The following is a 14,920-nucleotide window of genomic DNA, read 5'->3' as shown; positions in this document are numbered from 1 at the left end:
GCCATCACAAATTTTCGGGTGAGTCTTCTTTCAGGTACGGTTGTTGCAATATCAACAAGGCGTGACATGCATAATCTATCAACACAATAATATTACGGGGCCGGATGTAGCAAAGATGCGAGTAAAGCATTTATATTGCTTTTGGCGATAATCGTAGCTTTTTACACTGACATTATCTGAGTTAAACCCACGTAATATTCATTTGTCTTTTTAAATTCTAACTATTTTTGTACCAACCATCGCAGCTTGCCCACCAACTCTGACACGATTTATTGTTTGTCCTTGTTTATTAATTATCACCTGAAGGAGGGAAGAACATGCCATAGCACGCCCTTGCTCTAACAGAAAATGCGTGTCATTAGGCAAGACATGCTTGACTAAATAGCATCCTAAAGCGCCGCTGGAACTCCCCGTTGCAGATTCTTCATTTATGCCATAAAGAGGTGCAAAGTTACGGCAGTGGGCGGTGATAGATGCATCGCTGCTTAGTTCAAATACATGGAAACCTATCGTATTAAATTGGCGACTTAGGTTGGTGATTTGCGCATAGTTTGGACGTAGGTCATCTAATTGGCCGGGCTGTACGGGAATAATAATGTCTGGTAATCCTGTTGAGATCACCTCTATGGGGAGACCCGTTGCCTCGATAGTTTCTTGTGGTATGCCAAGAGCGCTTGCAACATCTGCAACATCAGGTCCTTTGCGTATGATTGGTAAAGCTTGCTCCATGATGATCCCATCAGAACTGACATCGACACTCAGAATTCCAGCTTTTGTTTTCTGTGTATAATGCCCAGAAGTCAGCTGATGAAGTGAAAAAAGGGTAAAAAATGCGGCTAGTGTAGCGTGCCCACAAAAGTCTACTTCTGCTTCTGGAGTGAAAAAATCCACCTTGAAATCGGTTTTTTCGCCACGATAGACAAACGCTGTCTCGGAAAAGCCAACTTTCCGTGCGATGGCTATTTTTTGTGCATCGCTTAGCTCAGGGGGATAGAGCACGACCCCAGCGGGATTACCGCCAGAATTATTTCGTGTAAATGAATTTATGAGGTGTACCTGAACGTCGAGTCCAACCGAATCTAGTATCTCGTTTTGCATCTATTCTCCAATATTTTTTGACTCAGTTTGCTTGATTTTTCTGAGTATAAAGCTTTCTTATCGTTGATAGAGATAAATAATTACTATGAACGTTTACCATTTCAGCCGAAACATGGTTGCTTAATCGAATCGCGATGAAGTCGGTCAATAAATGGTCTAAAAAGGTCAAGCTTGAATAATTTTTTACAGCCAGATGGTCGGGATTTCATATTTTTGACTATTTCTCTATACAGGACTAGCGGAACTTATGACTCATTACCATCATCAAGTGGTTTTGTATAACAAAAATGATTTTTTCTCTCTTTTTAGGTAGAAAGTGGGTAGAACATCAATGCCCAGTTTGTTTAAAATCGGCTCATTAGTGATATCAGACAGGGTAAAGGAAAAAGACGAATTATAGAGTCCTCATTCTATTACAGTGGAGACTATGGCGCTTTATTGACCATTAGCTAACGCCTATTTGATCATCGGGTTGATGTATGCGGGGCTTACCTCTGCTCTGTAGTGACTCGCGATATACTTGATGTGACTTTTTGAGCGTTAACAGACATTGAGGACATTATTTTGGGTGTTATAGGAATAGAAGATTTTATGGTTATATCCTTACGATTATACGTGAAGGGTTGGTGATAATAGCAAGCTGGTAATAACGGTAAAGTGGCGATATAACAGTATCATGTCATCAATGGGATAATGATGAATGCTTGAGTCTTGTTGTTGATAAATTGAGCCATGTGACATATTTATGTCATGTACAATAGGAATATCATATCTGTAGGTTGAAGCTTATTTAAATTAGAGAAATTAAACCATGCAAGAGCGGTTAATTAGCCTTAGTGACAGATCATTGTCTAGAATTCAGTTAGATAATTTTCATTATGACTTACACGCTATTTCTTTAATTTTGAGTAGTGCAGAGGAAATATTCAAATTAACATTTGAATGGGTTTATTCATTTAGGGTAACGGATGAAGGAAACCTCTTAAAAATGCTTGACTATTTTGACGGTCAGATGACGACAGGGTTATATAAAGTCGCAAATTCATCCTATTTACAGTGGTTTCATGAGCAAAGTGCGAATATCCATGATGCGTGTGTTGAACATTATTTAGTTGTGACAAATGATGATGTGATAGACATTATCACATCGGCGAAACCTTTGTTTGAATCTTTATCAGAACCTAAAAAAACACTCGATTGTGATACTCTTTTGCGATAATGATGCGTGATTAAAAGTTATAGAAGTAATTAATTAACTCATTGAAATACCATCAAAAAACTAGTTTTTTTGATGGTATTATTATATGAAAGCAAAAACGATGTTAGCAAGGGTATTTTGATAAAAATACCGTCTATGGTAGACGGTATTTTCAGCGTTATTCGTCGCAAGATGGTTTACCCGTACGGTGATTTAATGCGCCATTAGCAATTAATAACTTTTGCATATCTGGCAGATTATTCTTACATGCATAGGTTAGTGCGCTTTGATCGTAGGAAGGGTAGGTTTTATCATCGGTTGTCGTGGAGCGATTAATATCAGCACCTTGCGATAAAAGATATTTTACGATATCAAGGCGGTTATTGCTGGCGGCGACCATAACAAGTGTTTCACCGTCGCTTTCAAGCGTTTGGTCATTTAAATCAACATCTTTTTTCATTAAATTATGGATTTTTTTAACGACATTAACATTATTCCCAAGCACTGCGGATTTTAATACGTTATACACATCTCCTTTATCAGTTGCCCATAGATTCGCATTCTGAGAGATAAGGTAATCAACCATTTCTTCATCACCGATAAATGCAGCCCAGCCAAGCGCTGTTTGGTCTAAACTACCAGTATCTTTTGCTTCGATATTTTGCCCATTAGCGACCATTTTTTTGACTTTGACTAAGTCACCTTGTTTTACTGCATCAAACCATTCAGCGTTTTCGCCTGTGCTGGGTGTTTTATAGAAAATTCTATGAGGTAAGCGATTTTCATTAGCTAATTCAATCATTTCAGAATAATTATATTTAAATGATTGATATTCTGGCGGATTATTTTTATTGATAACCTGAGCTTGAGCGTATGCTGCCACCATTGATAAAGATAATAGAACAACTTTTAATCCGAATACTCGCATTATTAACTCCAATATTATTTTTTGACGATCAGGTTATTATTTTAACTAAAAATAAATTATTTGCATTTAAATGATGCTAAAGTGAAATTGATTGTTTAATTGGAAATGTGGTTTATGTAATTATTTGATTTTATTTGATAAAGTGATTTTTAATCAATAAAAAATTGCTTAGAGGGCACTTGCTCTCTATAAAAACGTTTCGTTAGTTTTTTCTGGTGTCTTGTCCTTGAAGGAGCAGTTCTGTTTAAACTCAGGATTGGATATTGCTATGGTTGCAATAACAATACCTTTGGAGCTGGTTTTATGGCGGTCAGCGGGGGAGATAAACTTGATGTGATAGTTTGGCAAAGGGTCAACAATTTTAACGGGTGCCATGGCATCTAAGGCTTCAAACTGATCAAATAACACGATGTTAGCATGTGAGTTTTCATGGTGAGTTTCTTAATATCAGAGCAGTGTAGCTATAACGAGAGATATCGGAAGAGCCAAACAATGTGTTCGTGATATTGGATGTGAGTCTTATAAAAATATTCTAAAACTTCTGATAATGATAACTGTCTATGCCTGTTGAGAAAATAATGAGCGCTCACTTACACCATATCAAGCAAGCATCAAAAGGTCGTAATAGATATGATATTGTTGAGAGTGCTAGTGTTATGACGGTGTAGCAAAATAAAAATCGTCATGATGGCCAGTATTGACTCGGAAATAGTGTGCTCTTGTTATCACAAGGGCGTTGTTGAGCAATAGAGAGTTAGGTAACAAGCTATGATTGCCTTTCAATTTCTTCTATTCTTTTTATCACAGAGGTTGTATCGCTGTTGGCATATTCCATTGTACTCAGGTAGATAATATTTTTTGTGTCAAAATCCTTTTTGTAAAATTGGTATTTTAATCCTGGAATACAAATAAGCAGGGAGGCATTTTGTTGTATCAACATTTTAATATCTGACTCTGTATTATCCTTATAAACAATCTAATTTAAATTCTTTTTTTGGATAGTGGATTGTAATAGAGAGACATAGTGCTCAACGGTATTTCCTGACAATATACGGGCGATGAAATTAGAACCATCTAGCCATGTAAAGGCTGCTCTACCAAGTGTTGGACTAAGTTGATAAATAAGGTAGACTTTTTTTCTTCTATTGTCACGACGACTATCCTTATGAGGATGGAGATAGTTTTAAGGATTAAAACTATAGCATGCTTTGGTGTGATCAATGTTTTTATTTTAAAGAGTGATATTCACTAAAAATAAACGGATTCATTGATGATTTATTTTAAGTTTCAAATAATTTATCAGCGGAATATATGTTATCAAAAATAATAAATAAGGCAGTGGTATGGATGGTTAGTATTATTTAATAGTAGAATAATTAACCACAACGACTGCCTAACTTCAATGGGTGTTTATTGGGCTACCCATCCACCATCCATATTCCAAGCAACGCCTCTGACTTGTGTGGCGCTATCAGAACATAAAAAGAGGGCTAATTCGCCTAATTGTTGAGGTGTAACAAATTGGCCTGACGGCTGTTTTTCTTCGAGTAAGTCTTTGAGTGCTGCTTCGGGCTTTGCTCCATCAGCGATACGCTTATCGATCTGTTGCTGTACCAGTGGGGTTAATACCCATCCCGGACAAATGGCATTGCAGGTAACATTAGTGCGAGCGGTTTCAAGAGCGACGCTCTTGGTTAAGCCTATGACACCATGTTTAGCCGCCACATAAGCGGATTTATTTTTTGACGCGACTAGACCATGTACAGAAGCAATATTGATAATCCTTCCCCAATTATGTTTAAGCATATTTGGTAGGGCTAGCCGCGTGGTATGAAATACAGACGAAAGATTGATGGCGATGATAGCGTTCCATTTATCGACAGGAAAGGATTCTGTTGGGGAGACATGTTGGATCCCTGCATTGTTAATCAGAATGTCCACACCGCCAAATTCCTTATCTGCATAGTGCATCATATCGATGATTTGTTTTTCATCGCTTAGATCGGCATTGTGGTAACCCGGTATATTGCCATTTTGTTTTTGTGCCACCGCGGCTTTTGCCATCTCGATATCGCCAAATCCATTGAGAATAATTTTGGCGCCAGTTTGGGCGAATACTTGTGCAATTCCTAATCCTATACCGCTAGTGGAACCTGTAATAAGTACTGTTTTTCCATGTAAATTCATGATTATTCTCCTCAAATAAAGCGAACTGTATAAAACAAATCAATAAGGTGTTTTTGAGCTACCGTATTGTTAACGATCAATTTACTGTGCACTAACTTATGCATAATGCGGCTCATTTTGAACAGGAGGCTTACACAATACCTGTCATATAAAAGACACCGATGACGAAAAAGACGGCGAGACTTTTAATGATGGTAATAGCAAAGATCCCACCATAAGCTTGCCTATGGCTCAAACCTGTAATAGCGAGTAATGTGATCACCGCACCATTGTGAGGAAGGGTATCCATGCCACCACTAGCCATTGATGCTATACGGTGAAAGACTTCAAGAGGGATATGTGCAGCGTGAGCCGCCGCAATAAAATTATCGGCCATTGCCGCTAATGCAATACTCATTCCTCCGGATGCTGAGCCAGTGATACCTGCTAATGTCGTGATACTAATAGCTTCGTTAAGTAATGGGTTCGGAATGGTTGAAAGCGCGTTAGAGAGAACTAAGAATCCCGGTAATGCGGCAATAACGGCACCAAAACCGTATTCAGACGCTGTATTCATAGCGGCAAGAATCGCACCACTAACAGCACTTCGGCTTCCTTCAGCTAAACGCCCACGGATATTACGGAACCCCAAAATGATAACTAATAAAATACCGGATAGCAGGGCGGCTTCAACAGCCCAAATTGCAGTAATTTTACTTAAGTTAGTCATGATGGGCGCAGCAAGCCCCGGTAACATTAACTCGTGTTCTGGCCCATACCATTTAGGAATGAGATAAGTGAATACTAAGTTTAAGACACCCACTAAAATTAAAGGTGAAATAGCGACAATAGGATTAGGCAGATCAATATTTTTGGGCGTTTCTGGTTCATTGAGTAATTCGGTTCCATAACCTTCATTTTTTATTTTGGCCTTACGTCTTTGACGTTCTAAATAGATAAGGCCAAGTAAAATGATAAATAATGAACCAATTAAACCCAGCCAAGGAGCTGCCCAAGCGGTTGTCCCAAAAAAACTGGTTGGGATGATATTCTGTATTTGTGGGGTACCCGGCAACGCATCCATGGTGAAAGAAAAAGCACCAAGAGCGATTGTTGCTGGGATCAAGCGTTTGGGGATATTACTTTGCCTAAAGAGTTCGGCGGCAAATGGGGAAATAGCAAAGACCACCACAAATAAGGAAACTCCGCCATAGGTTAATAATGCACAGGCTAATACGATGACTGGAATAGTGTGGCGTTGCCCTAATATTTTGATGGCAGCGGCAACGATTGAATGAGAAAAACCAGATAATTCAATTAGTTTTCCAAATACGGCACCTAGAAGAAAGACGGGAAAGTATAATTTTACGAAACCGACCATTTTCTCCATAAATAGCCCTGTGAAGGCTGGCGCTACAGCACTAGGGTCGGTGAGTAATACAGCACCGAGAGCTGCGATTGGCGCAAATAGAATAACGCTATATCCACGATAGGCTGCCAACATTAGAAGGCACAGTGCGGCTAGGGCAATTAATACACTCATTATGGCACCTCAATTTTTTGCTTGTGCTTGTGGAAAATCAAAGAGACGTTATGGTTTTAAGCCAAAACGTAATTGGTGTTCTCTGCGTTTTTGAATGTATTCCTTGCGTGAATCATCCCAGCGATAAAACCCTTGCCCACTACGTATCCCTATATGCCCAGCCTTAATTTTTTCATCGATTAAGGCGACCATGTCACTTCCGTTTGCCAATTCAGGTAGTAAATGACGATAAATATCTTGCACAGTAGCAAGCCCGGTCATATCCGCAGCTTCAAATGGACCTATCATTGCATAGCGTCGTCCTAATGACGCTCTCATGACTTGATCGACGGTTTCAACGCTAGCAATGCCACTGTTCACGATGTGTAGCGCTTCTCGGAGTAAGGCAAATTGTAAACGGTTACCAATAAAGCCTGGTGCAGCACGGTTTAGTACCACAGCCTCCAATTGCATGCTAACGAGTATCTTTTGCAGCATATTGAGATATTCAGGTTGTGTGGCTGAACTAGGAACAATTTCTACAAGCGGAATAAAATGAGGAGGATGCCAAAAATGAGCGATTAATAAACGCTCTGGGTAGGTAAGGTTTTCTGCTAGCACATCGGGAAGAAAACCGCTGGTATTGCTAGCAATAATAGCATTTGGCGAAATAAGTTGTTCAAGTTGGGCATACAGTGCATGCTTTAAGTCCAATTTTTCAGGTATAGCTTCGATAATTAAATTCGATGGCGCGATGTCATTTAATGAAGTCGTTCCTTTTAAACGCAGGATAATCTGTTCTTTATCATCTGGAGAGCATTGTTCAGCGGCAATCAACTCATCAAGAATGTGGTTAGCAACAGTGCCGATTTCAGCAATTCTTGTATCATCAGTGTCATACAACCAAATTGTATGTCCATGTCTTGCAAAATGCGTGGCAATCCCAACGCCCATTAAGCCTGCACCGATAACGCTAAAATGATTATTCTGCATAAGACGCTCCTTTTGGTCGTTCAACGGCTAATGCAATGCCTTGGCCTCCGCCAACACAGAGGGTGGCTAACCCTTTGTAGACATCTCGACGAGCCATTTCATGAAGTAGAGTGACAAGAATACGGCATCCCGATGCGCCAATAGGGTGGCCCAGTGCAATTGCTCCCCCATTAACATTAACTTTTTCGCTATGCCAACCTAACGTATTGCTCACCGCGAGCGCTTGGGCCGCGAACGCTTCATTCGCTTCAATTAGGTCTAAATCGTCAATGCGCCATCCCGCTTTGGCTAAACAGCGACGTGATGCATCGACTGGACCAATTCCCATGATGGCGGGGTCAACCCCTGAGACCGCATAACTCACAATTCGAGCCAAAATTGGCAGACCGAGTGCTTGAGCTTTTTGTTCACTCATTAGCATGACGGCGGCAGCACCATCATTAATTGAAGATGAATTTCCAGCGGTCACTGAACCATGGTTAGCGCGGAATGCGGGGGGAAGCTGGGCTAACTTTTCAGCTTGAATATGCGGTCTCGGTTGTTCATCGGTATCGACGGTTATCGTAGTTTTATTCTTTTGTGGGATATTGACAGGAGTGATCTCACTGGCAAAGCGACCGGTTTCTATTGCCATTGCCGCTTTTTTCTGAGAATTCAAGGCAAATAGGTCTTGTTGTTCACGGCTTATGTTAAATTGTTCGGCTAAATTTTCTGCGGTGATCCCCATATGGTAATCATTGAAAGCATCCCATAATCCATCATGTACTAGGCTATCTTTTATTGTGTGATGACCCAGACGCATTCCTGAACGGGCGCCATCAAGATAATAAGGGGCTTTGCTCATATTTTCTTGCCCACCTGCAATCACAATGTTGGCATCACCACAACGAATCGCTTGAGCTGCCTGTTTCACTGCTGCAAGACCTGAGCCACAAACTAAGTTAATTGTAATCGCTGGGGGTGTTTCGGAGAGCCCCGCAGTTAAGGCAGCCTGTCTGGCAGGGTTCTGCCCACAGCCTGTTGTTAATACTTGCCCGAGTATGACTTCATCGACTTCATCTGCCGAGATAGCCGTTTTTTCGAGGAGTGAACGGATCACGGTCGCGCCAAGTTCAACGGCTGAAAGAGAGGATAATGCTCCCTGAAAAGCTCCAATAGGCGTACGTGTGGCTGCAACTATAACGACGTTTTGCATCATTTACTCCTTAATTAGGCAACATTCATTTCAGGAACATGTTCTGGAATAATTAATTTTCCAGCCGTTTTCATCGCGATTTCATCAATGCTTATTCCTGGAGCGCGTTCGCGTAAAATAAATGCTCCATCAGCAATATCAAGTAACGCTAAATCCGTTAGAACCCGTTTGATACAGGCAGCCCCCGTCAAGGGTAGAGTACAGGCAGGTAGTAATTTAGATTTTCCGTCTTTGGCAGTATGGGTCATCACAACAATGATATTGTCAGCACCCGCCACTAAATCCATTGCTCCGCCCATACCTTTAACTATTTTTCCAGGAACCATCCATGAGGCGATATTGCCATTGACATCAACTTCAAATGCACCTAATACCGTTAAGTCAACATGGCCGCCTCGGATCATGGCAAAGGATAATGCGGAATCAAAAATAGCCGCCCCCTTGCGAGCAGTAATAGTTTGTTTTCCTGCATTAATCATGTCTGGGTCAAGCTGTTCTCGCGTTGGAAAAGCCCCAATACCCAATAAACCATTTTCTGATTGCAACATGACATCGATGTCATCAGGAATGTAGTTAGCAACCAGTGTCGGGATACCGATGCCGAGATTCACGTAATAACCGTCTTGTAATTCACGGGCAATACGCATTGCCATTTGTTCGCGTGTTAACATGTTTATAGCCCTCAACTACGCAGAGTTTGTTGTTCGATGCGTTTTTCAAAGTGACCTTGTATTAGGCGGTCGACAAAAATGCCGGGGGTGTGGATCATGGCAGGGTCAAGCTCACCTGGAGGAACGATTTCTTCGACTTCGACAACGGTAATGCGCCCAGCGGCAGCCATAAGTGGATTAAAATTTTGTGCAGTATTACGGTAAATGACATTGCCATACCAGTCGGCTTTCCATCCTTTAATGAGTGCAAAGTCACCGGTGATCGCTTTTTCCATAATGTAGTGACGCCCATCAAATTCACGAACTTCTTTACCTTCTGCAACGGGGGTTCCATAACCCGTAGCAGTGAAAAAAGCGGGAATACCGGCACCACCTGCGCGTAATTGCTCAGCTAATGTGCCTTGTGGGGTGAGTAATGCTTCAAGCTCCCCATTGAGAACCTGTTTTTCAAATAAGGCATTTTCGCCGACATAAGAGGCAATGATTTTGCGTATTTGTTGTGTCTCAAGGAGTACGCCTAGACCAAATCCATCAACACCACAGTTATTAGATACAACAGTCAGTTCTTTCACTCTACGGCGACGAACTTCTGAGATGAGATTTTCAGGGATACCACATAGCCCAAAGCCGCCAGCAAGCACGACCATATTATCAGTTAACCCTTCAAGCGCGTCTTGATAGGAGGTAACACGTTTATCGAGTCCAGCCATAGAAATACTCCTTCAGTTGTCTTTACAGACATGATTCATGACCAAAAATGATTTGTTAATTTTAAATTTGTGACGGATTCATTTGTTTTTCTTATTAATATAATGTTAATTAAATGTATTCATAAAGTTAACGAGATTGGTCATGAGGATGAGTATCAAACAGCTACGCGCATTTTCAGCGGTAGCTCACACTTTAAGTTTTGCCCATGCCAGTGAACGATTAAATATGTCTCAGCCAGCACTTAGTTTGACGATTAAGGGGTTAGAAGAAACGTTAGGGGGACCGTTATTATTGAGGACAACCCGCAAAGTAATGTTAACGCCAGAAGGTGAAACTCTGCTGAAGATGTCTCGTCAGCTACTCTCTGATTGGGACAGTACAGAAGAAGCGATGCGCCAACACTTTAATCTTCAGTGTGGTAAGGTTTCTATCGCGGCTATGCCATCATTTGCGACGAATGTGTTACCACCAATACTTAAAACATTTCGTATGCGTTATCCTGGGATCAATATTACGGTTCATGATGTGATTAATGAACAAGTGATCGAGATGGTTCATGAAGGACGGGTTGAGATAGGTATCGTTTTTGAGCCTAATTGCTCTGAACAGGTTAATTTTACACCTTTAGGTCTCGAACGTTTTATTGCAATAGTGCCCCCTGATTGTCATCTAGCAAATCGTGAACGTATCTCATGGCGAGAATTGCTCAGCCTTGATTTTATTACTTTACAGCGTCCGTCATCGGTACGTTTTATGTTAGAAGAAGAACTGAAAAAAAATGGGCGTTCGTTGAAAGTGGCATTTGAGAGCCATCAACTGGTAACGGTTGGTCAATTAGTGGCAAATGGTTTGGGGGGAAGTGCTGTTCCTGCTCTGTGTCGTACTCAGATGAAAGAATTGGGTGCGGTGTGCCTTGAGTTGGATAATCCCGTTATTGAGCGTCGTGTAGGCTTGCTATATTCAGCACATAATCAGTTTTCTACTGCGGCACAGGCGTTGGTGAATACCTTAAAGAAAGCCTATACCCCCTAACGGGGCTTGTGGTTGTTGACAAAGTGGGATAAAAGCGTGGTTTTTCCCACTTTGTGTTATCAGCCGAAAATCAATAAATTGATTTTCGTAGTCTATTTTCAAAACTTATTCGACTTGCCGCCAAACATAATAGGTTTGTCAGCGGTCTGTAGTCCCTAACAGGGCTTTTTTGTCTCTATTTTAACCATGACAGCGAAAGTTTTATAAAGGCTTTATAGGATAGTGAATAGTGTGAAGCCCTTCCTTTCTAATTAATTTAGATGATGATATAACATTTTATATAGAGTTATTTTTTATTATCTGACAATAATAAAAATAAATTAAAGATGTTTTTTAATATTAGATGTTTTTTTTAGAATGTGATTGTCTTTTTTGGATTGAAATTTGATTTTCTTTGCTTGTTTATGGGGATTAATATTTTTATCGTTTTATTAAAAGTGCGTTAAAGGTGTTTTTAATAAAGGTTAATTTAAATAAAAGAGATAAATTATGATGTTTTTAAATCAAATAACAATCTTAAAATGAATGAAAATAGAAAGGGTATAAATTATATGAAATATCAAGATGTGACTAAAACCCCAGGTGAAAACTCTTACTTTCTTGTTTTTAATCTCTTAGATAAAGAAAAAAACCGAGATGAACTGGTGTCTTTTTGTAATAACTTATCAGGTCTAATACGTAGTATGAGAACACGTTTTCCAGCACTGGAAACGAGTTGTGTCATGGGATTTGGTGCAGAAGCTTGGGAACAATTATTTCCCCAATTGCCTAAACCTAAGCAATTGAGTCCTTTTAAAGAAATTAAAGGGGAGCATTACACCGCGGTATCAACTCCGGGCGATCTTTTTTTTCATATCCGTGCATTGAATGTTTCAGCCTGTTATGAGCTAGCCTCAATGATCAGCCAACAATTAAATGGAATCGTGACTCACATCGATGAAGTTCATGGTTTTCGCTATATGGACGGGCGATCAATTATTGGTTTCGTTGATGGAACAGAAAACCCAGAAATGGAAGATGAACGTGCTGAATATGCGGTGATTGGCGATGAAGATGCACAATTCGCTGGTGGCAGTTATGCATTTGTTCAAAAATATATCCATGATATGACAGCATGGCAAAACTTGAGTGTTGAAGAGCAAGAAAAGGTGATTGGTCGTCATAAGTTTAATGATATCGAATTAACGGATGAGCAAAAAATACCTAGCTCTCATAATGTCGTCACGAATATTAAAGATGAAAAGGGTGAAGATCTGAAAATTGTTCGAGCCAATATGCCATTTTCTAGTCCTTCTAAAAATGAATATGGCACTTATTTTATTGGTTATGCAAGATACTTTACAACAACGCGACGCATGTTAGAAAGTATGTTTCTAGGAACAGAAAATGGTGCAACAGATGAGTTACTCAAATACAGTACAGCAGTAACAGGTACTTTGTTTTTTGTTCCTTCACCGTCGCTATTAGATGATATTGAATAAAAGTGTAGAGTATTATTTTAAAGGTCATTTCGAGGTTATTAAATTAACCTCGAAGATTATGGCTTAAAATTTATGATTGAAACTTAGTCAGTTCGGTGAGCGATTTAAATAATTTTCGTTTAAATAAATAAAATATCCAATATATTCTTCCATTTCTTGTCGTCATGTAGATTAAACGAATCACAATAATAATCTTGAATGAGTCTGATGGATTTATTCAGGATGATCTGCGTCCAAAAAATAACTCGTATGATTTAAATTCAAATAGTAACTAGTGACGTCACTCACATTCTTTCACTAATAATGTCATTTTGTGAAATTTTTTCTCGCACTAAATCTGTTTATCGTCTTTATTAAAAATTATAAGAAAATGTTATGGATTTGTAATGGACAAATAAAGAGCAATAAAAAATGGGGGAAGGGTAGGATGGAGCTGATAACAACTTGGCTAGGTGAGTTAAACAGTATTGTATGGGGGGTACCGATGTTGATAGGTATCCTCGGCGTTGGGATCTATATGCAGCTACGGCTAGCATTTTTGCCTATTCGTAAACTCGGGACAGGGTTTAAATTATTATTTCAAAAGAATGAATCCCGAGGGGAAGGGCAAATCTCACCATTTAATGCCTTAATGACTGCATTATCAGCGACCATTGGTACGGGGAATATTGCTGGTGTTGCGACTGCTGTTGTTATGGGAGGGCCTGGAGCACTATTTTGGATGTGGATGACGGCATTAGTCGGTATGGCAACGAAATATTCTGAAGCTGTACTTGCGGTCCGTTTCCGTGAAGTTGACAAATATGGGCAATATGTGGGCGGCCCAATGTATTACATCAAAAACGGTTTAGGGCCGAAATGGATTTGGTTAGGAACGCTCTTTGCGCTTTTTGGTGCATGTGCAAGTTTCGGTATTGGTAATACAGTGCAAGCAAACTCGGTAGCAGATGTATTAGAAAGTAATTTTGGTATACATAAATGGTTAACTGCTGGGGCGCTTGTCATACTGGTTGGTGCTGTTTTAATTGGTGGCTTACGTCGTATTTCTGATGTGGCAGGGAAATTAGTGCCCTTTATGACAGTCGCTTATTTTGGTGCTGGCTTGTTGGTGTTAGGGATTAATTTCAGCGAAATTCCCGCTGCATTCTCTTTAGTTGTGACTTCTGCATTTACACCAGTTGCAGCTCAAGGAGGATTCGCTGGTGCGGCAGTTTGGGCCGCTATTCGTTTTGGTGTCGCTCGAGGGGTATTTTCCAACGAAGCGGGTTTAGGTAGCGCACCTATCGCACATGCCGCAGCGAAAACGCAAAATCCTATTCGCCAAGGTTTGATTGCCATGTTAGGCACATTTATCGACACGATTATTGTTTGTTCGGTAACAGGTTTAACGATCATTATTACGGGGGGATGGCTGACAAGTGAAACAGGTGCAACACTCACCGCATCTTCTTTCCAATCAGCAATTCCTGGTGGGAACTATATTGTTGCAGTTGCTTTAGCCATATTTGCGTTTACGACGATTCTTGGGTGGAGCTTCTATGGTGAAAAATGTGTGCAATACCTGTTTGGCTTGAGGGCAATTAAGGTATTTAGAATATTATGGTTAATTGCTTTACCTATAGGCGCGACACAATCACTTGATTTTGTATGGTTATTAGCTGATACCTTGAATGCCATGATGGCAATTCCAAACTTGATTGCATTGATCATGCTAAGCCCTGTGGTTTATCGGTTAACTCGAGACCATATTAAAGATGTCAATGCTGATAGCATTGATATGGCTAATAAGCTTTATGAAAAATAACTCGTTTAATATTAAAGCCCCGTCAGTATGAGGGGCTTTATACATGTGTGATTGAAGAATACATTAGGTGCTCAATTAATCATCAAAATTTTTTGCAATTGAGGGAATGAAATGTTTTTAT

The 14,920-nt window shown here is 40.1% G+C and carries 13 protein-coding genes; 4 read left to right on the top strand and 9 right to left on the bottom strand.

Annotated features, from left to right (window positions below; genetic code table 11):
* Positions 1-210 precede the first annotated feature (210 nt).
* Positions 211-1,098 (bottom strand): PhzF family phenazine biosynthesis protein, encoded by an 888-nt coding sequence (locus ACWPW6_RS12635; RefSeq protein ID WP_154623945.1) that lies wholly within the window; start codon positions 1,096-1,098, stop codon positions 211-213.
* 988 nt (positions 1,099-2,086) lie between these two features.
* On the opposite strand from ACWPW6_RS12635, the gene ACWPW6_RS12630 reads away from it, so the two are divergent.
* The gene (locus ACWPW6_RS12630; protein WP_231131744.1) at positions 2,087-2,317 is read left to right on the top strand and encodes a hypothetical protein; all 231 of its coding nucleotides are present in this window, start codon (positions 2,087-2,089) and stop codon (positions 2,315-2,317) included.
* Positions 2,318-2,474: 157 nt separating this feature from the next.
* Here ACWPW6_RS12630 and ACWPW6_RS12625 read toward each other — a convergent pair whose 3' ends face one another.
* From ACWPW6_RS12625 to ACWPW6_RS12590, 8 genes are all read right to left on the bottom strand, one after another.
* Positions 2,475-3,224 carry an ankyrin repeat domain-containing protein gene (locus ACWPW6_RS12625; protein ID WP_154635716.1) on the bottom strand — a complete coding sequence of 250 codons (750 nt, stop codon included), beginning with the start codon at positions 3,222-3,224 and terminating at the stop codon, positions 2,475-2,477.
* Positions 3,225-3,410: 186 nt separating this feature from the next.
* A complete protein-coding gene (locus ACWPW6_RS12620; protein ID WP_249999054.1) occupies positions 3,411-3,632 on the bottom strand; it encodes a hypothetical protein in 222 nt (73 codons plus the stop codon).
* 1,002 nt (positions 3,633-4,634) lie between these two features.
* Complete coding sequence (locus tag ACWPW6_RS12615; RefSeq protein ID WP_196712943.1) at positions 4,635-5,411, bottom strand: 3-hydroxybutyrate dehydrogenase; 777 nt, start codon at positions 5,409-5,411, stop codon at positions 4,635-4,637.
* A 130-nt stretch (positions 5,412-5,541) separates the two neighbouring features.
* Complete coding sequence (locus tag ACWPW6_RS12610; RefSeq protein ID WP_454210157.1) at positions 5,542-6,936, bottom strand: GntP family permease; 1,395 nt, start codon at positions 6,934-6,936, stop codon at positions 5,542-5,544.
* A gap of 45 nt (positions 6,937-6,981) precedes the next feature.
* On the bottom strand, positions 6,982-7,905 hold the full coding sequence (locus ACWPW6_RS12605; protein WP_249999052.1) for a 3-hydroxyacyl-CoA dehydrogenase family protein: 924 nt from the start codon (positions 7,903-7,905) through the stop codon (positions 6,982-6,984).
* Complete coding sequence (locus tag ACWPW6_RS12600) at positions 7,895-9,100, bottom strand: acetyl-CoA C-acetyltransferase (RefSeq protein ID WP_249999050.1); 1,206 nt, start codon at positions 9,098-9,100, stop codon at positions 7,895-7,897. Before ACWPW6_RS12600 ends, ACWPW6_RS12605 begins: the two co-directional genes overlap by 11 nt.
* A gap of 14 nt (positions 9,101-9,114) precedes the next feature.
* Entirely contained in the window at positions 9,115-9,771 is a 657-nt protein-coding gene (locus tag ACWPW6_RS12595) for a 3-oxoacid CoA-transferase subunit B (RefSeq protein WP_154623979.1), read from the bottom strand.
* An 11-nt stretch (positions 9,772-9,782) separates the two neighbouring features.
* On the bottom strand, positions 9,783-10,481 hold the full coding sequence (locus ACWPW6_RS12590; RefSeq protein ID WP_154623978.1) for a CoA transferase subunit A: 699 nt from the start codon (positions 10,479-10,481) through the stop codon (positions 9,783-9,785).
* Between the two features lie 142 nt (positions 10,482-10,623).
* Here ACWPW6_RS12590 and ACWPW6_RS12585 point away from each other — a divergent pair, with 142 nt between their 5' ends.
* The 3 genes from ACWPW6_RS12585 to ACWPW6_RS12575 all read left to right on the top strand — a co-directional run bounded on the left by ACWPW6_RS12585 (position 10,624) and on the right by ACWPW6_RS12575 (position 14,799).
* Positions 10,624-11,514 (top strand): LysR family transcriptional regulator, encoded by an 891-nt coding sequence (locus ACWPW6_RS12585; RefSeq protein ID WP_249999048.1) that lies wholly within the window; start codon positions 10,624-10,626, stop codon positions 11,512-11,514.
* A gap of 551 nt (positions 11,515-12,065) precedes the next feature.
* The gene (locus ACWPW6_RS12580) at positions 12,066-12,995 is read left to right on the top strand and encodes a Dyp-type peroxidase (protein WP_154635618.1); all 930 of its coding nucleotides are present in this window, start codon (positions 12,066-12,068) and stop codon (positions 12,993-12,995) included.
* Between the two features lie 427 nt (positions 12,996-13,422).
* Positions 13,423-14,799 carry an alanine/glycine:cation symporter family protein gene (locus ACWPW6_RS12575; protein ID WP_154623233.1) on the top strand — a complete coding sequence of 459 codons (1,377 nt, stop codon included), beginning with the start codon at positions 13,423-13,425 and terminating at the stop codon, positions 14,797-14,799.
* Positions 14,800-14,920 lie beyond the last annotated feature (121 nt).

The organism is Providencia sp. Marseille-Q8014 (genome assembly GCF_965112055.1).
The sequence above is the reverse complement of the archived record's forward strand: the minus strand, read 5'-3'. Positions and strand labels throughout refer to the sequence as shown.